The organism is Spirochaetota bacterium, assembly GCA_017999915.1.
In the GTDB taxonomy this organism is placed as follows: Bacteria; Spirochaetota; UBA4802; order UBA4802; family UBA5550; genus RBG-16-49-21.
In genome coordinates, this window is record JAGNKX010000012.1 from 118860 (window position 1) to 142569 (window position 23710).

The following is a 23710-nucleotide window of genomic DNA, read 5'->3' on the forward strand; positions in this document are numbered from 1 at the left end:
CCATGATACGGGGAATCGTAATAAGCGTCAACGGCCCCATCGTCAAGGCGCGGGGACTGGAAGGGGTCGCCATGCTCGATATCGCCGAGGTGGGACCGGACAGGCTCATAGGCGAGGTGATCAAGCTTGACGGCGATATCGCCGTCATCCAGGTCTACGAAGACAATACCGGCCTGAAGCCCGGCGACGAGGTTCTTTCTTCCGGGAGGCCGCTGTCGGTTCTGCTCGGGCCGGGGCTCATCTCCAATATATATGACGGTATCCAGCGCCCCCTGGTGGACATAGCCGATATTCTCGGGAGCTTCATTAAAAAGGGCGTCAAGGTGTCCCCCCTTGATGTGACGAAGAAATGGCATTTCAAGCCCGCCATGCAGGCGGGGGGCCCGATAGAAGGGGGGACGGTCCTCGGCGAGATACAGGAAACGGAATCCGTTAAACATTACATCATGGCGCCGCCGGGCGTGTCCGGCAGGCTCGAGTGGATTGCCGGCGAAGGATCGTACACCGTTGAAGATGATATTTACCGGGTTGCGGGAGGCGCCGCTTACGGCGGGAAGTTCTCTTCGTACTGGCCGGTGCGGAGGAAAAGGCCCTTCCGGAGCAGGAAGAAATCGGGCATCCCCCTCATCACCGGGCAGAGGATCATAGACACCTTCTTCCCCATAGCGAAGGGGGGGACCGCCGTCATCCCCGGCGGGTTCGGCACCGGGAAAACGATGACCCAGCACGCCCTTGCCAAGTGGTGCGACGCGGACATCATCATCCACATCGGGTGCGGCGAGCGCGGCAACGAGATGACCGACGTCCTGAACGAGTTCCCGAAGCTGGTCGACCCGAGGACCGGCAGGCCCCTGATGGAGCGGACGGTCATGATCGCCAACACCTCGAACATGCCGGTGCCGGCCCGCGAGGTGAGCATCTATACCGGCATCACCATCGCCGAATATTACCGGGACATGGGGTACCACGTGGCGGTCATGGCCGATTCAACGTCGCGGTGGGCCGAGGCGCTCCGGGAGCTGTCGAGCAGGCTGGGGGACATGCCGGCGGAAGAGGGGTTCCCGTCCTACCTGGCCACGCGCCTGGCCGAGTTCTACGAGAGGGCCGGGTACGTCGAGACCCTCTCGGGCAGGGAGGGAAGCATCACCACCGTGGGCGCCGTGTCCCCGCCGGGGGGCGATTTTTCCGAGCCGGTGACGCAGCACACGACGCGCTTTGTGAGGTGCTTCTGGGCCCTTGACAAGGTCCTGGCCGACGCCCGGCACTATCCCTCCATCAGCTGGATCGACAGCTACACGGAATACATAGAGGAGGTGCGGCCCTGGTGGAATGATCTTGACGCCTCCTGGCACGCGGTCAGGAACGAGGCCATGGACATACTCCTCGAGGACAACAGGCTCCAGCAGATAGTCAAGCTGGTCGGCCCGGACGCGCTTCCCCTGCCGGAACAGCTGACGCTCTTTTCAGCGGAGATGATAAAGAACGGCTTTCTGCAGCAGAACTCCTTCGATCCCAAGGACATGCACTGCAGCCCCATGAAGCAGCTGCAGCTCCTGAAGCTGTTCGTCGAATTTCATAACGAGGCGAAGAGGCTCCTGGGGGAAGGAATCGATCTGAAACGGATCATGTCCCTCGGTGCGGCTTCGGAGCTGATCAGGCTCAAATCGGAGATCGACAACGACGAAATCGACAGGATAGAGAGTTATCACCGTGAAATGATGTCCCAGTTCAACGCCCTGGGCGCCGGAGGAACTGTTAACAAGGAAGCCGCCTCCGCCAGGACGGGGGGTGGATCATGAAAAGTGAAATAGAATATTCAAATCTTGCCGCGATCAGCGGTCCCCTGGTCGTCGTCAACCGGGTGCGGAACGTCGGCTTCGGCGAGCTCGTGGAGATACGCAACAGGAGCGGCCAGCTCAGGCTGGGGCAGGTGGTGGAGGTCGACGAGGAGCGCGCCATTGTCCAGGTCTATGAAGGGACCACGGGCCTATCCCTCGAGGGGATCAGGACCATGTTCCTGGGGAAATCCCTGGAGATGCCTGTGTCGCGCGACATGCTCGGACGGATCTTCGACGGCCTCGGCAGGCCCATCGACGGCGCGCCCCAGGTCACGTCGGACATCATGATGGACATCAACGGGCTCCCGATCAATCCCTATTCGCGGGAGTATCCCCGCGACTTCATCCAGACCGGCATATCCGCCATCGACGGCATGAACACCCTGATCCGCGGCCAGAAGCTCCCCATCTTCTCCGGGAGCGGCATGCCCCACAACATGATAGCGGCCCAGATAGCGCGCCAGGCGGCGATCCTCACGGCGGAGGAGGAGTTCACGGTCGTTTTCGCCGCCATGGGGGTCAAGTTCGACGTGGCTGATTTCTTCATCGACTCCTTCGAGAAGAGCGGGGCCCTTGACAACGCGGCGATCTTCCTCAGCCTTGCCGACGCCCCCTCCATCGAGCGCATCATCACGCCGCGCGCGGCCCTGACCCTGGCCGAGCACCTGGCCTTTACAGAGGGAATGCATGTCCTGGTGATCCTGACCGACATGAGCAACTACTGCGAGTCCCTCCGCGAGCTCTCGAGCTCCCGGGGCGAGATACCGTCCCGGAAAGGGTATCCCGGCTATCTCTACAGCGACCTCGCCTCGATCTACGAGCGGGCCGGCCGCATCAAGGGAAAGCAGGGGTCCATCACGCAGATACCGATCCTGACCATGCCGAGCGATGACATATCCCATCCGATTCCGGACCTCACAGGCTACATAACAGAGGGCCAGATCGTGCTGGAGCGGGAGCTCTTCAATAAATCGATATATCCGCCCATCGCGGGGCTTCCCTCGCTATCGCGGCTGATGAAGGACGGCATCGGCGAGGGGAGGACGCGGAAGGACCACGCGGGCGTGGCGGCGCAGCTCTTCGCCTGCTATGCCCGGGTCAAGCGGATCAGGGCCCTGGCCTCCATCGTCGGCGAGGAGGAGCTCACGTCCCTTGACAAGGAATACCTCAGGTTCGGCAGAGTCTTCGAGATGGAGTTCCTGAGCCAGGGACCCGAGGAGAACAGGACCATCGGGACGACCCTTGATATCGGGTGGCGGGTGCTTTCCATTCTTCCGGCCGAGGAGCTGTACCGCATATCGCGCGAGGATATCCAGAAGTACTATATTCCGTCAGCGGGAGCCCAATGATCATGGCACGGGTGGACGTACCTCCGACAAAATCGAACCTCAGGAAGATCAAATCCGATCTCGCCTTTGCCCACGAGGGCTTTGACCTGCTGGACCAGAAGAGGGAGATCCTCGTCATTGAGATCATGAAGAGCGTGAAACGGATAAAAAGCCTTGAAGAGGAAGTGAAGGTGTCACTGGACGCGCTCTATGGCACCTTCAGGCTGGCTGTCATGGAAATGGGAACGGACATCATGACGCAGAAGAGCCAGTCCGAAAAAGAGGCCTATGAGCTGTCCCTCGACGTGTACCGCTTCATAGGCATCGGCATACCCTCCATGACCGCGGCCGCGCGGGAGACCGGCATTGCATCGAGCCTGTACGGAACGACGGCCCTCTATGACCGTTGCAAAAAGGAATGCGCCGCAATGCTGTTGAAGATCGTCGAGTATGCGACCCTCATGAAATCGATACTGGTGCTGTCGCGGGAGCTTAAAAAGGTGCAGAGAAAGGTCAATGCCCTGGAGAAGATCTTCATCCCCCAGAATGAAGAAGCAAGAAAATACATATCGGACCGCCTCGAGGAAATGGAGCGTGAGGAGATTTTCGTAAAGAAGCTGATAAAACAGAAAAAAGCATAAAGGAAAGAAAATATGAGCGGTGACGCCAGAGTAAGCTTCCGGACAAATCCTTTCGTAATGGCGCGGGAGAGGATAGGTCTCCTCAATCCGGGTCAGAGGAGAGTGCTTTTCGGCCTGGTGTTCTTTCTGTTTATCAATGCCGTCATCCTGGCGGTAAGCATTATCGTTTTTTCAATGCTGATGAGAAAATTGTGATACCGTGTATCAGGCGTCATTCGTCGCAGAGGAGCCGGTAGCCCACTCCCGGCTCGGTGACGAGCAACCGCGGATTGGAAGGATCATCCTCGATCTTCCTTCTCAACTGAAGCACGTACACGCGGAGATAGCTCTGGTCAGGCTGCGATTGCCGTCCGAAGAGCTCCTGTATGATCTGGTTGTGGGTCACGACCCTGCCGGCGTATTTCGCGAGAAAACGAAGGAGGGAATATTCTGTGGGCGTCAGCTTCAGCTCCGCGCCGTTCTTCAAGGCCAGGCGCTTCCCGAAATCGACAGCGAGGTTTCCCGTTTTGAATATCCCGTCGGAGGCGTCGGGTATGCTGTGCCGCAGGGCGGTCCTCAGGCGGGCGAGGAGCTCCCCCATGCCGAAGGGTTTGGTGACGTAATCGTCGGCGCCGGCGTCCAGGAGGTCTATCTTGTCCTGCTCGGAGTTTTTTACCGAAAGGACTATGACGGGAGTCTGGCTCCATTCACGAAGTCTTTTTAATGCGTCCATACCGTCCATATCGGGGAGTCCCAGGTCGAGGATTATCACATCGGGCCGCGCCAGGGAAGCCTGCTGGAGGCCTTCCTGCGCCGTCGTCGCCTCCCTGACCTGGTAGCCGTGGGCCTCAAGGCTGAGACGCAGCATGCGCCTAATCTGGGATTCATCGTCTATGACGAGTATAATGGGGCCATCGCTCATGATCAGCCCTCCCTGGGATTGTTATCGTCCGGTTCCACCGGGATCGTTATTGTAAAAACGGCCCCGCCCTGCGGTTTGTTCCCGGCCTGTATCATGCCGCCATGGGCCTCCACGATGCCCTTGCATATCGAAAGGCCGAGGCCCGTTCCCCCGGATGTCGCCTTCAGGCCGCGCCGGAATTTTTCGAACAGAAAGGGAATATCGGCGATGTTCAGCCCGGGACCGTTATCCTCCACCCGGATGGTCGCGGTTTTTCCTTCCATGCAACCGCTGATCGTGATTTCCGTTCCGGGAGGCGTGTACAGGACGGCGTTATACAGGAGATTCGCCAGCGCCTGTTCCATGAGCGTGAAGTCAATGCTGATCATCGGCATATCTTCATCGATCGACACGCGGACAGTATGGGAGGCGAATTCGTTCCCCAGGCGGTTGATGACGACGCTGACAAGGTCGCCCAGGTCATGGCGCTGCCGGTTCAGTTTCAGCATTCCCGATTCAAGGCGGCTCATGTCAAGGAGGTTGTCCACAAGACGGTTCAGGCGCCCGCCTGCCTTGTGAATCTCCTCGGAGAGGCCCCTGCGGGTCTCGGGGCGGGCATCCACCGCCTCGTCGAGGAGGCTGCTTGAGGCGCCGGTGATGGTGGTCAGGGGAGTGCGCAGCTCATGGGATATGGAATTGAGCAGCACCCTGTAAAGCCGCTCCGATTCCTCCATGAGCCGTGTTTTCTGGTACGATGCCGACAGGTTCTCCCGCTCGATCCTCACCGAAAGCTGATAGATGATGTTCTGGAGAAAGCTCTCCTGCTCCGGCTTGAAGCTCTCGCCGGAAAGGGGACGGATGCAGAGAACGCCCACGGTGCTTCCCGGCGCGACGAGCGGGATGTGGTGGGCGTCGGAGCGGGGAATGGTGTCGGTAAAAAGACCGGCGGGCCTCCTGTTCTTGAAGGACCAGTCAGCGACCATCTGCTCCTTCTCCGTTATGTCAAGGGTGCAGCCCCCGTGGGGCGATTGCAATAATCCCCCGGACCCGTCGGGGAGTATGACCGCAACCGAAGAGGAAAGGAATTTCCCGATATAGGTCACCGCGACGGTGACGATCTCGTCGATGCCGAGGGCATTGCCGAGGGCCTTTGAGAATTCGTACAGGTCGGTGATCCTCTCCTCGCGGAGCCGCAGTGCCCGCTCCTTGGAGCGGAGCTTCGAGGTCAGGCTCCCGATTATTATGGCGAAAACGAAGTACATGCCGAACATGAGGGCGTCATGTATCTTTGCGATGTGAAATGTATAGAGCGGCGGTATGAAAAGGTAATTCCACGTCACCGCGCTCAGTGTCGCGGCAACCAGCACGGGCCCCCGGCCGATCAGCAGGGCGATCATGGATACGCCCAGGAGATAGATCAGGCCGATCGACCAGTATCCGGTGACCGATACGAGCGGCAGGTTCAGCAGGGTGACAAGAAGTACGGATGCGGCTGCGATGACATACTCTTTTACCGTGGAGAGTGGCTTCAGTCTTTTGAAGAATATCGGCGATTTCCCGCTGATATCGGGCTGCGTCACGATATGCACGTCGATGTCGCCGCATCTCTTCAGAAGGCGCTCCACCAGGTTGCCTCCCATAAAATAATCGGACAGGTACCTCCTGAGCGGTTTCCCCACGACGATCTGCGTTATGTTCTGCTGCTGCGCCACCCGGACCAGGCCGGTGACGATATCCTCATCGGAGGTGGACACCACCTCGGCGCCCAGCTCCCGCGCGAGGTTGAGGTTCCTGATGAGCCGGTCATGATCTTTTTTGCCCAGGGATTTATCCTTTTCGATGTACAGGGCCATCCAGGGCGACTTTAAATTGAAAGCCATTCTGCGGGTCCACCGCACGAGGTGCTCCGAATAGGGGCTCGGGCTGACGGCGACCAGCAGCCGCTCGCCGGTTTTCCACGGCCCCTTGATGCTTTCTCTTCGCATGTAGTCGCGAAGATCGTAATCGACCCTCTTGGCCAGATAATGCAGCGACATTTCCCGGAGGGCGGTGAGGTTCCCCTTCTTGAAAAAGCGCTCCACGGCAAGCCCGGCGGTTTCAGGGACGTAAACCTTTCCTTCCGCAAGACGCTTGAGCAGCTCTTCGATCGGTATGTCCACTAGCTCGATCTCGTCGGCGGCGTCGAGGATGGAATCGGGCAGGGTCTCTCGGATTTTAACGCCGATTATCTGCTCCACCACATCGGCCTGGCTCGCCAGGTGCTGGATGTTGAGGGTGCTGTAGACGCCGATGCCGTGTTCGATGAGCTCGAGCACGTCCTGGTAGCGCTTGACATGGCGGGATCCCTCGGCGTTGGTGTGGGCCAGCTCGTCGATAAGCGCCACGGAGGGCTTCCGCGCCAGGACGGCGTCTATGTCCAGCTCCTCTAACATCACGCCGCGGTAATCGATCTTTTTGCGGGGAATTATTTCCATACCGTCGGTAAGGGACTCCGTTTCCCGGCGTCCATGGGTCTCGACGCAGCCGATGACGACGTCGACGCTGTCCTGCTTGAGTTGCCGGGCGGCCTGGAGCATGGAATAGGTTTTTCCCACGCCGGGGGCCATGCCTAAGAATATTTTCAGCCTGCCCCGGGAGTTTTTCTTTTCTTCCTCTTTTATCTCCCTGAGGAGGGCGTCAGGGTCCGGCCTTTTATATTCTTCATTCATTTGCGCGCACCGTTCGCGTCAAGGGAGATGTTTAATGCGAGGACATTGACATGGGGTGTTCCCCATATGTTGAAATACGGTCTTTCCGTATTCCTTTCGATAAGGTCATCGACCGCTTTTTTATCAATGCCCCGTTCCCTGGCGATGCGATCCGCCTGAAGGAGGGCGGCGTCCAGGCTGATATGGGGATCGAGGCCGCTCGCGGAGGCGAGGACCAGGTCCGAAGGGATCTTCGCGTCCGGCGGCAGGGCGTTATCCCCGCGCGCCCGGTCTATGTTCTTCACCGCACGGTCGATGAGCTTCCCGTTGGTCGGGCCGAGGTTCGAGCCACCGGAATTGGCCCCGTCGTAATTATTCACCGAAGGCCTGCCGTGAAAATAGCGGGGACCGCTGAAGCCCTGTCCTATCAGCCGGGATCCGATTATTGTTCCCCCCATGGTAACGAGGCTGCCACCGGCTTTGTTCTCGCAGAAGAGCCGGGCGATCCCGGCCATAGCGAGGGGATAGGCGAATCCCAGGAGGATTGACATGACAGGGAGGAGGATTATGGATATTCGCATCTGTTTCATGGCGTGTTATCCTATGGTATAGTAAGCAGCGTGATCAATAAATCAAGTAATTTTATGCCGATGAAGGGAAGCACCAGGCCTCCCAGCCCGTATATCAGGAAATTCTTTTTCAGCAGGGCCGATACGGTGGTGACGCGGAACCTCACCCCCCGGAGGGCCAATGGTATCAGGGCCGGGATGATCAGCGCGTTGAATATGACCGCGGAGAGCACCGCCGACGTCGGGCCCGAGAGGCCCATAATGTTCAGGATGTTAAGCTCGGGATAGGTGGCGGCGAAAACCGCGGGGATGATGGCGAAATACTTGGCCACGTCATTGGCGATGCTGAAGGTGGTGAGGGCCCCGCGGGTCATCAGGATCTCCTTGCCGATCTCCACGATGTCGAGGAGCTTGGTCGGTGTGGAGTCGAGGTCGATCATGTTCGCGGCCTCGCGGGCCGCCTGGGTGCCCGCGTTCATGGCCACGGCGACATCGGACTGGGCCAGGGCAGGGGCGTCGTTGGTGCCGTCGCCTATCATGGCGACGAGGTGGCCCTGGTCCTGGTACTTGCGAATGACGGAGAGCTTCGTCTCCGGCTTCGCCTGGGCGATGAAGTCGTCGACCCCGGCCTCGGCGGCGATGGCCACGGCGGTCATGGGATTGTCCCCGGTTATCATGATCGACTGTATCCCCATGGCGCGTAGCTGGGCCAGGCGCTTCGGAATGTCCTGCTTGACGATGTCCTTGAGCCTCACGGCCCCGATCACCGCGCCGTCTTCGGCGATGGCGAGGGGCGTGTCCCCCTCCAGGCCGATCATATCGATCGCTTCCTTTATATGCGTCGGCGCCGTTGAATTCCATTGCCTGATGAAGTCCTCGATGGACCTTGACGAGCCCTTTCGTATCTTTTTATCCTTCAAATCGATGCCGCTCATCCCCGATTCCGGAGTGAAAGGGACAAACACCGAGTCGTCGGGCTGGTGGATGTCGCCGCCGTGTATGCCCAGAAGCTCCTTCGCCAGCACCACAATGCTCCTCCCTTCGGGCGTCTCGTCGGCCAGGGACGAGTAGAGGGCCGCCTCCAGCAGGTCCTTCATGTCGACGCCCGGGGCAGGGATGAATTCCGACGCCTGCCTGTTGCCGAGGGTGATGGTGCCGGTCTTATCGAGCATCACCACGTTAACGTCTCCGGCCGCTTCTATGGCCCTGCCGCTCATGGCCACGACATTGTTCTTGAGGAGCCGGTCCATTCCCGCGATCCCGATCGCGGGCAGGAGCCCGCCGATGGTGGTGGGCATGAGGCATACCAGGAGCGAGATGAGGATCGTGAGGGACATCTGTATTCCCATGTAACTTGAAAAGGCGGGGAGGGTAGCGACGACCACGATGAAGAGGACCGTGAGGCTTATGAGAAGTATCTCCAGGGCGGTTTCATTGGGCGTTTTCTGGCGCCTGGCGCCCTCGACCATCTTGATCATGTTGTCGAGGAAGGTCTCTCCCGGATTAACGGTGATCTTTATGGTGACTGTTCCGGATAAGAGTCTGGTGCCGCCGGTGACCCCGCAGCGGTCGCCGCCCGACTCCCTGATCACCGGGGCCGATTCTCCGGTAATGGCTGACTCGTCGACCAGCGCGGTGCCCTGGATGATGTCGCCGTCGCCGGGGATTATCTCGCTTTCTTTGACTATGATGACGTCGTTCAGCTTCAGCGATCCGGCTGAAACAGCTTCCAGTTTGCCACCTGGGAGGACTTTTGTGGCGCTGACGTTGTCCCTGGTGCTTCGCAGGGACTCGGCGCGGGCCTTGCCCTGGATTTCCGCCAGCGCCTCGGCGAAGTTTGCGAAGAGGACAGTCGCCCAGAGCCACAGGCTCACCTGGAGGCTCAACGCGTACGGCTCATGGCGGGCGATGTACATGATCGTAACGGCCGTCGTGATGACCGAACCGATCTCAACGACGAGCATTACCGGGTTTCTCCAGAGGGTGAAGGGGTTCAGCTTCCGGAAGGATTCCCTGATTCCCTTGGTGATGAATTTCGATTGCCAGATGGTCATAACGCACCTCGGAACAATGTGCCCTGGTTAACGAATAGCTGTTCCAGGATCGGGCTCAGTGAGTATACCGGGAAGAAGGTCAGGGCCCCCATGATGAAAATAACGCTGATGACGATGATAATGAACAGGAGCCCCGTGGTCGGAAAGGTCGCGCTGCTTTCAGGAACGACTTTTTTCCCCGCAAGGGAGCCGGCGACGGCCAGGGCCGGCAGCACCGTGGCGAAGCGGCCGATGAGCATCGCGATGCCGATCGTCACGTTGTAAAATACCGTGTTGGCGTTGAGGCCGGCGAAGGCCGATCCGTTGTTGCCATGGCCCGATGTGTACGCGTAGAGTATCTCGGAGAGGCCGTGGGACGAGGGGTTGTTGAGGCCCCCGAGGCCGGCCCTGCTCGAGATGGCGATGGCGGACAGGATCACCATGCATATCATCGGCCCGAGCATGGCTATCATCGCCATGGCCATCTCGAAGGGTCCGAATTTCTTTCCCATGAATTCAGGTGTCCTCCCGATCATGAGCCCGGCTACGAACATGGACAGGATCACGTAAAAGAGCAGGCCTATGAGACCGACGCCCACGCCGCCGAAAATGACCTCGCCTATGCCGATGTTGAACATCTGGACCAGCCCCCCCAGGGGCTGGAAGCTGTCATGCATGGCGTTGACCGAGCCGTTGGAGGTTGCCGTGGTGGACTGGCTCCATAACGCCGGCCATATCACCCCGAACCTGATCTCTTTCCCTTCCATGTTGACCGGCGCGGCGACACCGATTCTCTCAAGGGCGGGATTGGGGCGCAGTTCCGCGTACACGATGGCGGTGAGTCCGGCGATGAAAAGGATAAGCATCGCGGCGAAGAGGGCCCGTCCCTGTTTCGAGTTTTTGATCATGTAACCGAACATGAAGATGAAGGCCATCGGTATCAGGAGAATCGAGAAGAGCTCCATCATGTTCGACGCCATGGTGGGGTTCTCAAAGGGATGGGCTGAATTGGCGTTGAAGAATCCGCCGCCGTTGGAGCCGAGCTGCTTGATGGCCACCTGTGACGCGGCCGGCCCCATGGGGATTGTCTGTTTTGCCCCTTCGAGGGTCTGCGCCTCCACATAGGGGCGCAGGTTCTGTATGACGCCCTGGGACATGAGCGCTATGGCCAGAATGATCGAAAGCGGAAGAAGAACATAAAGGATGGATCGCGTGAGATCGACCCAGATGTTGCCGATAACCCCGCTTTCCTTGCGCATGAAGCCCCGGATAAGGGCGAGGCCGGCGGCCATGCCGATGGCGGCGGATACGAAATTCTGCACCGTGAGCCCCGCCATCTGCGTAAGGTAGCTCATGGTCGATTCGCCGCCGTAGGCCTGCCAGTTCGTGTTCGTCACGAAAGATACGGCCGTATTGAACGCCAGGTGCCACGACAGGCCGGGAAAGAGCTGCGGATTCAGGGGAAGCATTCCCTGCAGGAGCTGGAGCAGCATCAGGAGCGCGATGCCCAATACATTGAACGCGATGAACCCCAGGGCGTACGTTTTCCATGACATCTCTTCCGCAGCATCGATGCCGCATATACGATATATAAAGCGTTCGACTGGCCCTATGACCGGGCTCATGAAGGTGCGCTCGCCCTTGAAGACCAGGGACATGTATTTCCCCAGGGGCGCTGAAAGGGTGATCAATAACAGTAAGAGAAGAATAACGGCAATACTATCATATATCATAGAGCTCCTCGCTGCAGGGCCTTTGGTATATCAATGTTGATACAGGCAATATAGTGAAATCAGGAAATAACGTATATTCTGTGGTGATTAAAATAGTGCAATAACCCGCTATGTTTATGTTAAAAAAGTTAGTTATTACGTTAATATTCCGTGAAGAGGATGTTGAGGTGAAGATCAAACCGGCAAGTAAGAATGGCCGCCGGCAGGCCTGATGATAACAGGCGGTGTTGGTAAGGCCTGATGCTGGCGGCAACGAAATAGAAGACGATTTCAATAGGCGGTGTTGCGGCGCCCCTCTACACAAAAACCCTTATAAACCGCGCCACAAAATAGGCACCCGCGATAAGAAAGAGCGGCACCGACGAGAAGAAGATCACCACCTCGATCGATTTCACCACCGAGGGGTGATACACTTTCTTGCCGAAGAAATTGTAATGATAATTCTCCGGCAGCTGGATCCGGTTGTATACCCTGATGAAAATGGAAACCTGGAGGAACAGCGTGATGAACAGGATCACCCCTGACAGGAACCATATGACCGCCGGTCCCCTGATCTTCCTGATCTCGTCGGGCCAAAAGATGGCGATGATGACGCAGAAGCCGCCCAGGAAAAGGTTGAATACGGTCGTGTTGATGAACCTGCGAAAATCCTTATCGGATCGGCTTTTTATGAAACCGAATAAATAGTAGATGTGGCATGCAATCGATACAAAAAGGAGCAAAAGAATCAGTATTATTATCAATGGGCATCTCTCTTGATCTGCTTTTTAACAATAATAGACTGGATTCGTAAACTTGATGCACAGGAGAATATATTCTGATACAATGAGTCGATCTATTGCATCATAGGAACGTCCCACCGGGGCGGTGTGGCGATGGGGTTCCTTTGTGATGGATATAAAGATACATGGGTTCGCGGAATCGTCAAGAATAAAAAACAATCATAGATTAACTATGGTAAGTATTTCCTGGATGCCCCCTCGGGGGGACAGGGGGGGCAATTAAGATTGCTTCGTCGTCCCGATTCCATCGGGACTTTTCGGGATAACAGGTTTCTTGACTATTTGCCGCAATTGAAACAGATCATCGGTATGGTCAGCTCAATGCATCCTTTCTTTCCGGACAAAGCGTTCAGATCTGACTTGATATCCCTGAATATTTTTTTCCTATCCTTCGCGGGCACGATCTCCTCCCAGCTCGGGATAAAGGCGATCTTCATGAAAAAGTGACCGAATATCGCTTCCGCATTGCTGAATTTGAAACTGAACGAATCCGTGGAGGAAGTGATGTTCCGGAAGTTGTGCGCTTTCAGCAATCCCATCCATGCCTTTTCGGGAAGTCGTTTCGAGCGGATGTGCCTGTCCACGTCGGCCACAAGGGGCTCCATCTTGTTTCTCCGGAGGACCGTCCTGAACACAGCGTAAAATTCCTTCATTGATCCGGGCAGGTTTACCGTGAAGACAAGGCGGGCGCCTTTTTTCATGGTCCTGCGGCATTCTTCCAGGACACGGCCGATGTCGCTCACGTTGTTCAGTCCGTTGTTCGAAACGATGAGATCGAAGAAATCATCATCGAAGGGCAGCCGCTCAGCTTTTCCCTTCACTATGCTGACATTAGTTAATCCCAGGAGATCGGCCTTTGCCTTGATGCGCCTCCGCGCCGCGTCCCAGGGATCGATGCCGTAGGCTTCAGATTTGTAGAGCCGCTGGGCAAGCTCTATGAGGGGAAAACCGGTCCCGGGCCCTATGTCGAGAAACCTCATCTTGTCCCTGTAGGCGACCTCGTCCAGGAGCATCCGCCCGAAGGGAGCGGACCAGAGGCATGTTTCGTCCAGCAGGGCGACGGTGTTCTTGTCGTTTAGGGATAAGGATCTGGTTGGTTTGGCCATGGTGAACTCCCCAGTGTAATGAATTATTTATATACATCAATATACTTTGGTGTCAATGAGTAATCCGGGTTTATCGTTCACAAGGTTAGGAGAGATAATTTCATCCCCGAGATGCCTTATCAAATAGAAGTTGACTTTTACATCCGGTAAAATATAATTTAGTTAAATTTAACGTGTATTAAGGAAAAGGTATATTCCCTATGTGCTGAAGAGGGTGTAATTAATTACAATGGAGGATGTATGTCATGATTAAAAAGAAATATGTATTCATGTCAATTGCCCTGGCTGCACTGGTCGGGGCCGCGGGGTGCGAAACGGGCACTATTCCCCTTATATCAGCTTTAACCGGGTCCTCAAGCTCCGAATCGACGGCGAAAGAGGTGGTGATATCCGGCGCCATGATCGAGACAGCGATGGCCGATCAGGAGATCGATCCGGTGTCGCAGGTGACCTATGACGGCTACACGGGACACCTGGGGCACTACGCCTATCTCAAGGGCTCGTCGAAAAACCCGAAATACTGCCTGGTTCTCACCGGCACGCCCTTCAGCATGGGATACCAGGCCGCGTACCTGATGCCGGAGCAAACCCACGCCATGCTCACGACCTTCCTCAAGCGAGCCGGTTTTGAGCAGTTCGCGATGTTCGGCCTCACCCTCAAGGAGGGCGACACCCTTTCCGAGGCACTCTGGGCGTGGATGTACGAGATGCTCTGCATCATTGTCCAGGACGCGGAGCCCGACGTTCCCTCATACATGAAGGAAGAGATGAAGGGCCTCGTGGCGGGCCTGAACGCGGCAGGGTACACGGATGTGAAATACATTGACGCGATGATCCTCAACCAGGGGGTTGATTCATTTTACTATCTTCTCGCGGCGCTCCTCGGCCAGCTCCCTTCGGGATCGCGTACGGACCTGGTCTGCCAGAGCCTGAAGAACCTGGCTGCGAAGAACACCGCGCTGAACCAGTATTTCGTTTTCAGCGGGGGCAGGGTATCGTTCCCGAAAGCGGACATGAAAAAATGGTTCCCCCGCGCCGGGTGCAACGAATTTGTCATTGCCGGCAACATCACCGCCGGCGGCAAGACCTATCACGGGAGGGACTTCATGTTCACCACCGGCGAGGTGTACCAGGACTGCGCTGCCATGATGGTCTACCTTCCGTCGGATGCGGGATCGAAGTCCTTTGTCACCGTGGACACGCCGGGCTTCGTGGGCCACACCACTGGCGTCAATACCGACGGCGTCTCCATCGGCCAGGACGTGAACCAGAGCGGCGCCTTCGGAACAACCATCGGGATGGGCTGCCTCATGGTGGTGCGCCACGTCCTCCAGTACTCGTCGACGCTCAAGGAGGCGGTCGGGCTTGTCCAGGGCCTTCCCCGCGGCATCACCTGGGACTATATCATCGGGGATGACGATACGGATTCGGACTACGGTCCCGGCGTTGTGCTTGAAACGCTGCCCTCGGCCCCCTACTATGACGGGCCGAACTGCCTGCCCTGGTGGGAGCGCACGCTTCTCCTGGGCGCCATACTGCACCTTAACGATCCGGCGCCGGTCCATGGCGTCGGCATCCGCTCGGCCAAATGGACGTACCCGTCATATTACAGCGGGATCAACCTGACCCTGAAGGTCGCCAATCCCTTTTACGCCGACCTGGGATACTGGAATATCGGGTTCAACTTCGCGCCGCAGACCGAGACCGACCCGGACATGGTGGTCGCGACCAACCACTTCATCATGCCGCGCATGCGCATGGCCCAGATGCACCCGATCGTCGGCGCGATCTACGAGATCTCGGGCCAGCTCGCGGAATCGATGTGGCGCTATGACCACATGGTGGCCGACATCGGCTCCTATCGCGGGAAGATAGATTTCTTCGGCAGCGATCCGGAAAGACCCGCCGAAGGGACCGCGGGCTGGATCATCAATTTCCTGGACATCGGCAGGTGCGACTACTGGTCCGAGGTCGGGAACAGGGTGGAGGGGCACCGTGACATCATAGACAACGGCGAGCGCGAGCTCCGCTCCATATTCGGGTACATGGGCGAGCCTTGGGTCGGTGTGAGGCTCATGCCCTTTGCGGATTCAATGGAATGACCTGGATGAACCAGGTTAAGTAGCATCAATCATTAAGGAAGGCGCACATTCATCAATAAGGCCCATGGGAAACCATGGGCCCTGCGTTTGATAGCCATGGCATAACAGGGAATTATCCGATATCCTGCTTCCGGAACAGGACCAGCAGGCCCGCGATGGCGGCCGCACAATAGACCGCTATGTTGATCATCGGGTGTATGGGGCCGGCGTAATCGAAGGGATTGTTTTCTATGAACGAAGAGGCGAAGGATTGGACCGTCGATATCTTGGGCAGCGCCAGGTAGATCACTTTCCACACGGATATGTCGGGGAGCTTCGCGGCGTTCGCTTCCATGAGGCCCCGCGCCATGTCGCTGGTGGCGATGGAATAGACGCCGTCGCCGATATGGCCGAAGACGCCGATGGCGGATATGACGATGAAGCAGGCGAAATCCGGCATGTAGAGCGACAGGAGCATCACGAAGAACACCACGAACAGTATATTTATTGAACAGAGCATGGAGGCAAGCAGAAATCCCGGCACCGCCTCTCCGGTCTTGGCCAGCCCGATCGCGAAGATGATCCCGTGGAGGGCGAACATGAACACGAAGGCCACGGCCCAGAGACCGGCCGCCTTGCCGGCGATATATTCGTACCGCGAGACCGGCTTCGACAGAACGGCGCTCTGGGTGCCGTCGCTCCGCTCGCGCTTGTACAGGCGCATGGACAGCAGGGCGGCGATGATCATGGCCACGGTGGCGACGAAATTGAACATTCCCTTTGACGCGCCCAGGGCGAAGGAAGCGGCGCTCACCTGCTGGTCGTTGATGACATAGTCGCCCTGGTAGCAGTTCCTGATCCCGAGGACAATGAACCCGCAGATGACGAATATGACCACCAGGCTCTTCTGCCTGATCTGGTCGGATACGGTATGACCGGCGATGCGGAGTATTGTTTTCAGTTTATCCATGTTATCCCTGCACGTACCGGACGAAGACGTCTTCCAGGTTCTCTCCTTTCCTGACGATGGAGGCGATGGCGTCTTTCACCAGCAGTTTCCCGTTTTTGATGATGGCCGCGGTGTCGCAGACTTTTTCAACCTCCGAAAGGAGGTGCGAGTTCAGGAGGATCGTCATGCCGTCCTTCCGGAGGTTCTCGAGGATCATGCGGATCTCGCGGATGCCGATCGGATCCAGCCCGGCGGTCGGCTCGTCCAGCATGAGGACCTTCGGTTTTCCCAGGAGGCACGCCCCCAGGCCGATGCGCTGCACCATGCCCTTGCTGTAGGTCCTTGACAGGTCCCGTTCCTTGCCCGTCATGCCGACCATTTCGACGATGGAGCCGATCTGCTCCCTCGCCTCCGATTTGGAAAGCCCGATATAATCGGCGCAGCGGGCCAGGTACGCGTATCCCGACAGGTGCTGCGCTATCTTGTGATTTTCGGCAAGGTACCCGACGCCGGCCCGTGCGGCGGTGTCATGGGAAGGGACCCCGTCGATGGAGACCTGGCCGCTTGTCGGCGCGGTAAAATCGAGGAGCATCTTGACGATGGTCGTTTTTCCCGCGCCGTTGGGGCCGAGGAGGGCGAAATATTCGCCTTTATGCACCTCGAAGGAAACGGCATCGACCGCGGTCAGGGCGCCGTATTGCTTGGTGGCTCTGTCAATCGTAATCATTATGAGCATCCTTATTCTTTAACGTGGCGCCGGGGGATCGTAAAAGTCAAGAAAAATATTCTACTGCTACCGCTGCCATCGTGCGCCCCTGGCCATGAAAAGTATTGACATACGAAAAAGCTATTGTTACGTACATACTCCTTGAGGTTCATCATGAAAAACCGGTTCCCCGTATTATTGTTTGCCCTTGCATTTGTTTTTATTTGCAGCGCTTCGTCTTCCGTCTTTAACAATACATCGATCAATGAAAACCTCAACGCCACCGGGAAGCCGGATCATATCGTCTTGACCTGGACCGATGATCCCGCGACGACCCAGACGATCTCATGGCGGGGGGCGCCTGCGGTAATGGAGGGCAGCGTCGAATACAGCGAGGCCGATGGGGCGGCTTCGGAAAGATCCGTTGCCAAAGCCCATGTTGAGTTTTTCTCCACCATATCAAGTGACAGGCCCGGTAAGATGAATATCTTCAGCGCCACCCTCAGGAAGCTCAAGGCGGATACCCGCTATTCATACCGGGTCGCCAACGGAAGCGTGTACAGTCCGCGCTATACCTTCACAACGGCAGACAGGGACCCTGAAACGGCGGAGTTCCTGATTTTCGGCGACAGCCAGAGCGGGAATTACAAAAATCCCGATTATTCCCAGTGGCATGATACGGTGACGAAGGCGGTGGCGCTCAATAGCAAGGCGCGATTCTTTATCAGCATGGGCGACCTGGTTGAAACAGGACAGAATTATATCCATTGGGACAATTGGTTCAATGCGGCGCAGGATGTGATCCGCACGATCCCCATGGCGCCTGTCGTGGGGAACCATGAGACATACACGTTAAAAAGGAAGTCCTATTCCACTCCCCGGTATTTCGTGAGCCAGTTTAAAACGTTCCGGAACGGACCTGATGGTTTGAAAGGACAGGTCTATTCTTTCGATTACGGGCCGGCGCACTTTTCGATACTGGACAGCCAGCAGGAAGAGGAAACTCCCGGCGATGACAGGATGCTGAAGGTGCAGGCGGCATGGCTAGAGAAAGATCTCAGGTCAACCGGCAAGAGGTGGAAGCTGGTTTTTTTCCATAAAACTCCCTATTCCCATTACTTCCTGGACAGGAACAAGAGCGTCAGGGAGGCCTTTTGCCCGGTCATTGAGAGGCATCACGTGGATGTCGTTTTCAACGGCCACGATCATGTCCTTGCCAGGACAAAGCCCATGGAAAAAGATATATCTTACGATGACCCGAAGGACGGCACGGTCTATTACACCACGGGGAGAAGCGGTCCAAAATACTATAAGATCATGGTGCCGTCGTCGGTGGATGTTTTTTTCCATAATCCCACGGACCAGCCCTGCTATGAAGCGGTCACGGTCACTGATAAATCATTGCGTATTGTTGCCCGCAAACAGGATGGGTCTGTAATAGATGATTATGTTATTAGAAAGTGACACAGCCTTCCGAACAATTATTTTAAATACAGTATACAATTGTGATTGCCATTTCGATGGTATAATGGTTGGTTCAGTATTGATACGGTTTCCGGTGTCGATATCGAATTGATCGAGGGGGCCGTCGAGATGGCCATCATGCACAGGCTCTGACCCTGGCCACCGTTCGAGGAGGGCATCCATGGAAGAGAAGAATCTCATTCTTGCGATCGATGTGGGCACCACGGAGACCAAGGCGGTGCTGGTGAGCCCGGACGGCTACATCGATTCGCGCCAGATGTCCTGTACTCTCTCCTACCCGGAGCACGCCTGCGTGGAGCAGTCTCCCGATGAGCTGGCCGGCGCGATCTACGGTACCGCCAGGGAGGTCCTGGCGGCGCACCCGGAATGTCTGCCCCGGCTCGCTGCCATGGCCTTCACGAGCCAGATGCAGAACGCCATCCCCATCGGCAAGGACGGCAGGCCCCTGATGAACTCCATGACGTGGATGGACGAGCGCGCCGCCGCCTTCGTCCGGGAGGAGCTGCTCCGGGGCCTCGTAAAGATCGAAGGCTATCCTCTTTCCAGGATCCTCAGGTTCATACCGATTACCGGCGGTATGCCGGGTACCACCGGGAAGGACACGGTCTGCAAGATCGCATGGCTGAAAAAGAACAGGCCGGAGATATACGACGCGACGCACAGGTTCCTTGACGTGAAAGACTATGCCGTCTTTCTCGCCACGGGCAATTTTGTGACCTCCTACGACATGGCCTACGTCACCTGGCTCATGGACACCAGGGGCGATCAGAAAAAATGGCACTGGTCCGATAGCATCCACCGCATGTTCGGCCTTGACCCGGGGAAGATGCCGGATCTCAGGGCCTCCACCGCAGTGGCCGGGAAGGTGACCGGCGAATTCTCCGCTAAAACCGGCGTTCCCGAGGGCCTGCCCGTGGTCAACGGCTCCGGCGACATGCTCACCTCGGCCATCGGGTCCGGCGCCATCGAGCCCGGCAGGATCCACGTGAACATAGGCACAGCCGGGTGAGTGGCCACGCACCATCCGAAGAAGACCATCGACATGGCGCACTACGTCGGCACCACCGCCTCGGGGATGCCGGGAATCTTCCTCATCATCAGCAAGCAGGAGACCCTGGGGGCCGCCCTGGACTGGATCAAGGGAATACTCTACCCGCCGAGGTTCACCGGGGAGATGTCCGCCCGGGACGTGTACGCGGACCTGGACCGGGAGGCGGCGCAGTCGCCGGCCGGGGCGAACAATGTCATCTTCACCCCCTGGCTCTTTGGCGAGCGCTCCCCGGTCAACAATCCCTACCTGCGCGGCCAGATATTCAACATCGGCATGAACACGGTCAGGGCCGACCTCCTGCGCGCGGCCATGGAGGGAGTGGCCTACAATATACGCTGGGGGATGGAGTACGTGGAGAAGCTGTCCCTGAAGGCGTCAAAGCCCTCGTCGGAGGCCGTCAGGCTGATCGGCGGCGCCTCCAAGAGCGACATATGGTGCCGCATCTTCGCCGACGTGCTACAGAAGCCCGTGGTGCAGATGAAGAACCCGCAGATGGCCAGCGCCCTGGGCGTCGCGGCTACCGCCATGGTGGCGCTGGGGATATACAAGGAGTTCACCGATATCGACAGAATTCTTGAAAAGGGAAACACCTACACGCCCGATCCGGGCAACGCGGCGGTGTACGACAGGCTCTACGGGCAATACAAGGCGCTGTACAAGAACAACAGGGCAGCCTTCAATACCATCAACAGTTAAGCGAGCAAAGACATGGAACGATTCATCGAAACGTATAAGGACGAACAGTTCGACGTCATCGTCATCGGCGGCGGGATCACCGGCGCGGCCGTGGCCTACGACGCGGCGAGCCGCGGCCTCTCGGTGGCCCTGGTGGGGAAGGGCGATTTCGGCTGCGCCACCTCGGCCGCCACCTCCAAGTTCATTCACGGAGGGCTCCGCTACCTGAAGACCTTCGAGTTCGCCCTGGTGCGGGAGTCGCTCCGGGAGCGGAGGATCATGGAGAACATCGCGCCGAACTTCGTCTATCCCCTGGCCTGCATGTTCACCAGCCCCTCCCTGGTGATAAACATCGGCCTTTATCTTTACGATATCCTGGCCTTCGACAAGGGCTTCACCTGGGACAAGAAGAAAAAGATCCCGAACCATTCCTCCATGTCCCGGGACCGGGCCCTGCGGGAGGAGCCGAACGTGAAGCGTGACGGCTTCACCGGGGCCGGCATCTACTACGACTGCATCAGCATCTGTCCCGAGCGGCTCACCCTGGCCTTTGTCAAGTCCGCGGAGCAGTGCGGGGCCAGGGTGGCCAACTATGCGAAGGCGGAGGATTTCATCATCACCGGGGACGGATCCGTTGCCGGCGTGGTGGCGCGGGACCTCGTTAAAAATAAGAAATACTCGATCAGGGCGTCATGTACCGTCAACTGCGCCGGCCCCTGGGCCGACGAGGTGCTGGGGATGGCGAAGAAGGGTGACAGCGGCCACGCCATCCAGCGCTCCGAGGGTATCCACATCATCGTGGACAGCCGCACGAAGACCTACGCCGTGGGAACCATGACAAAGAAGCAGCACTTCTTCCTGATACCCTGGCGGGGCAAGACCCTCATCGGCACCACGGACAAGGTGTATCCCGGCAGCCCCGACGGGTACCGCGTCACGAGGCGGAGCATCGAGGAGCTCCTTGACCTGGTGAACGCCAACTTCGGCAACGACGATCCGATCCGGTACAAGGATGTGCGGTTCGCCTATGGCGGCCTGCGGCCCCTGGTCGGCTCGGACGGGGGCGACAGCTACACCACCACCAGGAAGTACGAGGTCATTGACCACGCCGCGGAGGGGCTCGGCGGCCTCATCACCGCCGAGGGCGGCAAGTATACCACAAGCCGCAACCTGGCTGAGCAGGTGCTGCGGGCCCTGGAGAAGCGGCTGGGGAGGAAGCTGGCAAAGTGCGTCACCGCGTCCCAAAGGCTCGCCGGGTGCGACATTGACGATGTGGACGCCTTCATCGGGAAGATCAAAAGGGAAAATCCCGACATCGCCCCGTCCACCATGGAATACCTGGGGAGGCACTACGGCACCGATTACAGCGGCGTGGCGGAGCTGGCGCGGAAGGATAAGAAGCTGCGGGAGCCGCTGAACGCAGACGGCGAGATCCTGGCCCAGGTGGTCTATGCCATTGAGCATGAGATGGCCTTCACCCTGAAGGACATCCTGTTCCGGCGGACCGGGATCGGCACACTGGGGCACCCCGGCGCCAAGGTCCTCAATGCCGTGGCCGACCTGGCCGCGAAGAAGCTCAAGTGGAGCGCCGAGAGGAAGAAGAAGGAGCTCCGGGAAGCGGAGGAGGCCTTCAGGCTGCCGAAATGAATGATAACGGGAAGCCATGGTTCCGTAGAAGATAAGAGCCGGATCTATTAAATGAGGGAAATGTATTATGAAGATTTCTGAAAAGCAGCTCAATGGCCTGTCACAGGTATCCTTCGCGCGGATGGACGGCGCCTGGTTCATGGCCGTGGCCAGGAAGTTCGGCATTGACGCAGCCTGGGAAATGGATGTGGCGGCGTGGAAGCAGTTTTCCTACGTGATGGGGAAGCACATCAGGAAGAACATCTTGCCCGATCCTGTCTGGCCTGACAGTTTCCTGGACGCCATGGAAATCTTCATGAGCATTCTTGGCATAACAAACCGGACCGTCGACATGGAGGACGGCGCAATCCGTGTACGGGTAAGCGACTGCGATATTCAGAAGGGCATCGCCAAGGCGGGGATAGCCGACTGCGGCATCGTCACCGTGGAAACCTATACGGGAATGGCCCGCGGGCTTTTCGGCAAAGAGACCGATATCGAGGTCGTTCACGCGAAAAACCTGAACCGGGGAGATGATTGCTGCGAGGTGGTCATTAAGGGCGCATTTAAGAACTGAGATGCAGGTTTCAGGGGTATTCTATTGGACTATAGGCTTTCCGCCCGCCAAATAAGATAACGTTTCTCTTCCTTATTATAAAATGATCTTCTGCATTTTATTCCGCCATTAAATGAAATAATATTTATAGCTCCTGAAGTTGTACGGTGGTCCCTCATTATTTAAATTAATGACATAAAATTTTATTTGTATATTTTATACAGCTATTAATTTGTGAAAATATTGTATAAAATAAAAATTATGTTGACAGGTATATATAATATATATATAGAATATATATAGTTAATCGACAGTAATTCAATAAGACGAGCTAATCCAATGTCAATAAAGTACGCGATTTTAGGTCTCCTTAATTACACGGACATGCACGGCTACCGTATCAAGGAGCATATTGAGAAGAATTTCGGCCACATGTGGTCCGCCAATTTCGGACAGATCTATCCTAACCTGAAGGACCTTGAAAAAGATGGACTGATCGCCATGCTCGAGGTGGCGCCCTCCGATGACGGCGGGCCCCAGAAAAAGCTCTATTCGATCACCGAGAAGGGCATGGACGAGTTCTTGCGGTGGCTCTCGGAGTCCCCGGAGCGGACGATGCTGATCAGGGACCCCTTTCTGCTCAAGTTCCCCTTTTTCGGATTCGGCGATACGGAGCGCGCCCTGGAGATGATCGATGAACAGATCGAGCTGTTTGAGAAGCAGCTCGGCCGGCGAAGGAAAAACATGGCCCGCTGGGAGCGGCAGGGGATCTATTCACGGCTCCTCGCGGAGCTCGGCGTCACCCAGAACGAGATGTTCCTGGAATGGCTTCGCAACGCCCGGTCCGAGATAGAGAAGAACGCGTCAGAGGCTGTCCTGGAAAAAGTATAATCGGCTTTCTGCTTGGGAGAGAAGGGTGAGCAGAGGGTTTTCATGGAATCACCATCGTTTGCAATAGGGAAACAGTAATGGAGAAACCGGCGC

The 23710-nt window shown here is 57.3% G+C and carries 20 protein-coding genes; 11 read left to right on the plus strand and 9 right to left on the minus strand.

Features of this window, described 5'->3' with window-relative positions:
• Positions 1-2: 2 nt before the first annotated feature.
• The 4 genes from KA369_17215 to KA369_17230 are packed head-to-tail and all read left to right on the plus strand — an operon-like array spanning position 3 to position 4002.
• Positions 3-1799 carry a V-type ATP synthase subunit A gene (locus KA369_17215; GenBank protein MBP7737726.1) on the plus strand — a complete coding sequence of 599 codons (1797 nt, stop codon included), beginning with the start codon at positions 3-5 and terminating at the stop codon, positions 1797-1799.
• Positions 1796-3187 (plus strand): V-type ATP synthase subunit B, encoded by a 1392-nt coding sequence (locus KA369_17220; protein MBP7737727.1) that lies wholly within the window; start codon positions 1796-1798, stop codon positions 3185-3187. The genes KA369_17215 and KA369_17220 overlap by 4 nt, the downstream gene beginning before the upstream one ends.
• 2 nt (positions 3188-3189) lie before the next feature.
• The gene (locus KA369_17225) at positions 3190-3807 is read left to right on the plus strand and encodes a V-type ATP synthase subunit D (GenBank protein MBP7737728.1); all 618 of its coding nucleotides are present in this window, start codon (positions 3190-3192) and stop codon (positions 3805-3807) included.
• Positions 3808-3819: 12 nt separating this feature from the next.
• Positions 3820-4002, plus strand: coding sequence for a hypothetical protein (locus tag KA369_17230; protein ID MBP7737729.1), 183 nt, complete (start codon positions 3820-3822; stop codon positions 4000-4002).
• 16 nt (positions 4003-4018) lie between these two features.
• Here the strand turns inward: KA369_17230 and KA369_17235 are convergent, their stop codons facing one another.
• From KA369_17235 to KA369_17265, 7 genes are all read right to left on the minus strand, one after another.
• Positions 4019-4708 carry a response regulator transcription factor gene (locus tag KA369_17235; protein MBP7737730.1) on the minus strand — a complete coding sequence of 230 codons (690 nt, stop codon included), beginning with the start codon at positions 4706-4708 and terminating at the stop codon, positions 4019-4021.
• 2 nt (positions 4709-4710) lie between these two features.
• Positions 4711-7395 (minus strand): sensor histidine kinase KdpD, encoded by a 2685-nt coding sequence (locus KA369_17240; GenBank protein ID MBP7737731.1) that lies wholly within the window; start codon positions 7393-7395, stop codon positions 4711-4713.
• The gene (gene kdpC / locus KA369_17245; GenBank protein MBP7737732.1) at positions 7392-7964 is read right to left on the minus strand and encodes a potassium-transporting ATPase subunit KdpC; all 573 of its coding nucleotides are present in this window, start codon (positions 7962-7964) and stop codon (positions 7392-7394) included. Before kdpC ends, KA369_17240 begins: the two co-directional genes overlap by 4 nt.
• A gap of 11 nt (positions 7965-7975) precedes the next feature.
• Positions 7976-9997, minus strand: coding sequence for a potassium-transporting ATPase subunit KdpB (gene kdpB / locus KA369_17250; protein ID MBP7737733.1), 2022 nt, complete (start codon positions 9995-9997; stop codon positions 7976-7978).
• Positions 9994-11709, minus strand: coding sequence for a potassium-transporting ATPase subunit KdpA (kdpA, locus tag KA369_17255; protein ID MBP7737734.1), 1716 nt, complete (start codon positions 11707-11709; stop codon positions 9994-9996). Before kdpA ends, kdpB begins: the two co-directional genes overlap by 4 nt.
• A 296-nt stretch (positions 11710-12005) precedes the next feature.
• Entirely contained in the window at positions 12006-12452 is a 447-nt protein-coding gene (locus KA369_17260; protein ID MBP7737735.1) for a hypothetical protein, read from the minus strand.
• 317 nt (positions 12453-12769) lie between these two features.
• Positions 12770-13597, minus strand: a complete 828-nt coding sequence (locus KA369_17265; GenBank protein ID MBP7737736.1) for a class I SAM-dependent methyltransferase — start codon at positions 13595-13597, stop codon at positions 12770-12772.
• A 245-nt stretch (positions 13598-13842) separates the two neighbouring features.
• Here KA369_17265 and KA369_17270 point away from each other — a divergent pair, with 245 nt between their 5' ends.
• The gene (locus KA369_17270) at positions 13843-15699 is read left to right on the plus strand and encodes a hypothetical protein (protein ID MBP7737737.1); all 1857 of its coding nucleotides are present in this window, start codon (positions 13843-13845) and stop codon (positions 15697-15699) included.
• 112 nt (positions 15700-15811) lie between these two features.
• Here the strand turns inward: KA369_17270 and KA369_17275 are convergent, their stop codons facing one another.
• The gene (locus tag KA369_17275; protein ID MBP7737738.1) at positions 15812-16648 is read right to left on the minus strand and encodes an ABC transporter permease subunit; all 837 of its coding nucleotides are present in this window, start codon (positions 16646-16648) and stop codon (positions 15812-15814) included.
• Position 16649: 1 nt separating this feature from the next.
• Positions 16650-17354 carry an ABC transporter ATP-binding protein gene (locus KA369_17280; GenBank protein MBP7737739.1) on the minus strand — a complete coding sequence of 235 codons (705 nt, stop codon included), beginning with the start codon at positions 17352-17354 and terminating at the stop codon, positions 16650-16652.
• Positions 17355-17507: 153 nt separating this feature from the next.
• On the opposite strand from KA369_17280, the gene KA369_17285 reads away from it, so the two are divergent.
• The 6 genes from KA369_17285 to KA369_17310 all read left to right on the plus strand — a co-directional run bounded on the left by KA369_17285 (position 17508) and on the right by KA369_17310 (position 23617).
• On the plus strand, positions 17508-18797 hold the full coding sequence (locus KA369_17285) for a metallophosphoesterase family protein (GenBank protein ID MBP7737740.1): 1290 nt from the start codon (positions 17508-17510) through the stop codon (positions 18795-18797).
• Between the two features lie 181 nt (positions 18798-18978).
• On the plus strand, positions 18979-19827 hold the full coding sequence (locus KA369_17290) for a hypothetical protein (GenBank protein MBP7737741.1): 849 nt from the start codon (positions 18979-18981) through the stop codon (positions 19825-19827).
• Positions 19828-20565: a hypothetical protein gene (locus tag KA369_17295; protein ID MBP7737742.1), complete on the plus strand. Its 738-nt coding sequence runs from the start codon at positions 19828-19830 to the stop codon at positions 20563-20565.
• A 12-nt stretch (positions 20566-20577) separates the two neighbouring features.
• Positions 20578-22191, plus strand: a complete 1614-nt coding sequence (locus KA369_17300; protein ID MBP7737743.1) for a glycerol-3-phosphate dehydrogenase/oxidase — start codon at positions 20578-20580, stop codon at positions 22189-22191.
• Between the two features lie 67 nt (positions 22192-22258).
• Positions 22259-22747, plus strand: a complete 489-nt coding sequence (locus KA369_17305) for an L-2-amino-thiazoline-4-carboxylic acid hydrolase (GenBank protein MBP7737744.1) — start codon at positions 22259-22261, stop codon at positions 22745-22747.
• 318 nt (positions 22748-23065) lie between these two features.
• A complete protein-coding gene (locus KA369_17310) occupies positions 23066-23617 on the plus strand; it encodes a PadR family transcriptional regulator (protein MBP7737745.1) in 552 nt (183 codons plus the stop codon).
• Positions 23618-23710: the final 93 nt, after the last annotated feature.

Excerpts from the sequence above, each read along its gene's own strand:
- KA369_17230 (MBP7737729.1), top strand. The coding sequence starts at position 3,820 with ATGAGCGGTGACGCCAGAGTAAGCTTCCGGACAAATCCTTTCGTAATG.
- kdpC (MBP7737732.1), bottom strand. The coding sequence starts at position 7,964 with ATGAAACAGATGCGAATATCCATAATCCTCCTCCCTGTCATGTCAATC.
- KA369_17305 (MBP7737744.1), top strand. The coding sequence starts at position 22,259 with ATGAAGATTTCTGAAAAGCAGCTCAATGGCCTGTCACAGGTATCCTTC.
- KA369_17220 (MBP7737727.1), top strand. The coding sequence starts at position 1,796 with ATGAAAAGTGAAATAGAATATTCAAATCTTGCCGCGATCAGCGGTCCC.
- KA369_17225 (MBP7737728.1), top strand. The coding sequence starts at position 3,190 with ATGGCACGGGTGGACGTACCTCCGACAAAATCGAACCTCAGGAAGATC.
- KA369_17310 (MBP7737745.1), top strand. The coding sequence starts at position 23,066 with ATGTCAATAAAGTACGCGATTTTAGGTCTCCTTAATTACACGGACATG.
- kdpA (MBP7737734.1), bottom strand. The coding sequence starts at position 11,709 with ATGATATATGATAGTATTGCCGTTATTCTTCTCTTACTGTTATTGATC.
- KA369_17240 (MBP7737731.1), bottom strand. The coding sequence starts at position 7,395 with ATGAATGAAGAATATAAAAGGCCGGACCCTGACGCCCTCCTCAGGGAG.
- KA369_17285 (MBP7737740.1), top strand. The coding sequence starts at position 17,508 with ATGAAAAACCGGTTCCCCGTATTATTGTTTGCCCTTGCATTTGTTTTT.
- KA369_17275 (MBP7737738.1), bottom strand. The coding sequence starts at position 16,648 with ATGGATAAACTGAAAACAATACTCCGCATCGCCGGTCATACCGTATCC.
- KA369_17215 (MBP7737726.1), top strand. The coding sequence starts at position 3 with ATGATACGGGGAATCGTAATAAGCGTCAACGGCCCCATCGTCAAGGCG.
- kdpB (MBP7737733.1), bottom strand. The coding sequence starts at position 9,997 with ATGACCATCTGGCAATCGAAATTCATCACCAAGGGAATCAGGGAATCC.
- KA369_17290 (MBP7737741.1), top strand. The coding sequence starts at position 18,979 with ATGGAAGAGAAGAATCTCATTCTTGCGATCGATGTGGGCACCACGGAG.
- KA369_17280 (MBP7737739.1), bottom strand. The coding sequence starts at position 17,354 with ATGATTACGATTGACAGAGCCACCAAGCAATACGGCGCCCTGACCGCG.
- KA369_17270 (MBP7737737.1), top strand. The coding sequence starts at position 13,843 with ATGATTAAAAAGAAATATGTATTCATGTCAATTGCCCTGGCTGCACTG.
- KA369_17265 (MBP7737736.1), bottom strand. The coding sequence starts at position 13,597 with ATGGCCAAACCAACCAGATCCTTATCCCTAAACGACAAGAACACCGTC.
- KA369_17300 (MBP7737743.1), top strand. The coding sequence starts at position 20,578 with ATGGAACGATTCATCGAAACGTATAAGGACGAACAGTTCGACGTCATC.
- KA369_17235 (MBP7737730.1), bottom strand. The coding sequence starts at position 4,708 with ATGAGCGATGGCCCCATTATACTCGTCATAGACGATGAATCCCAGATT.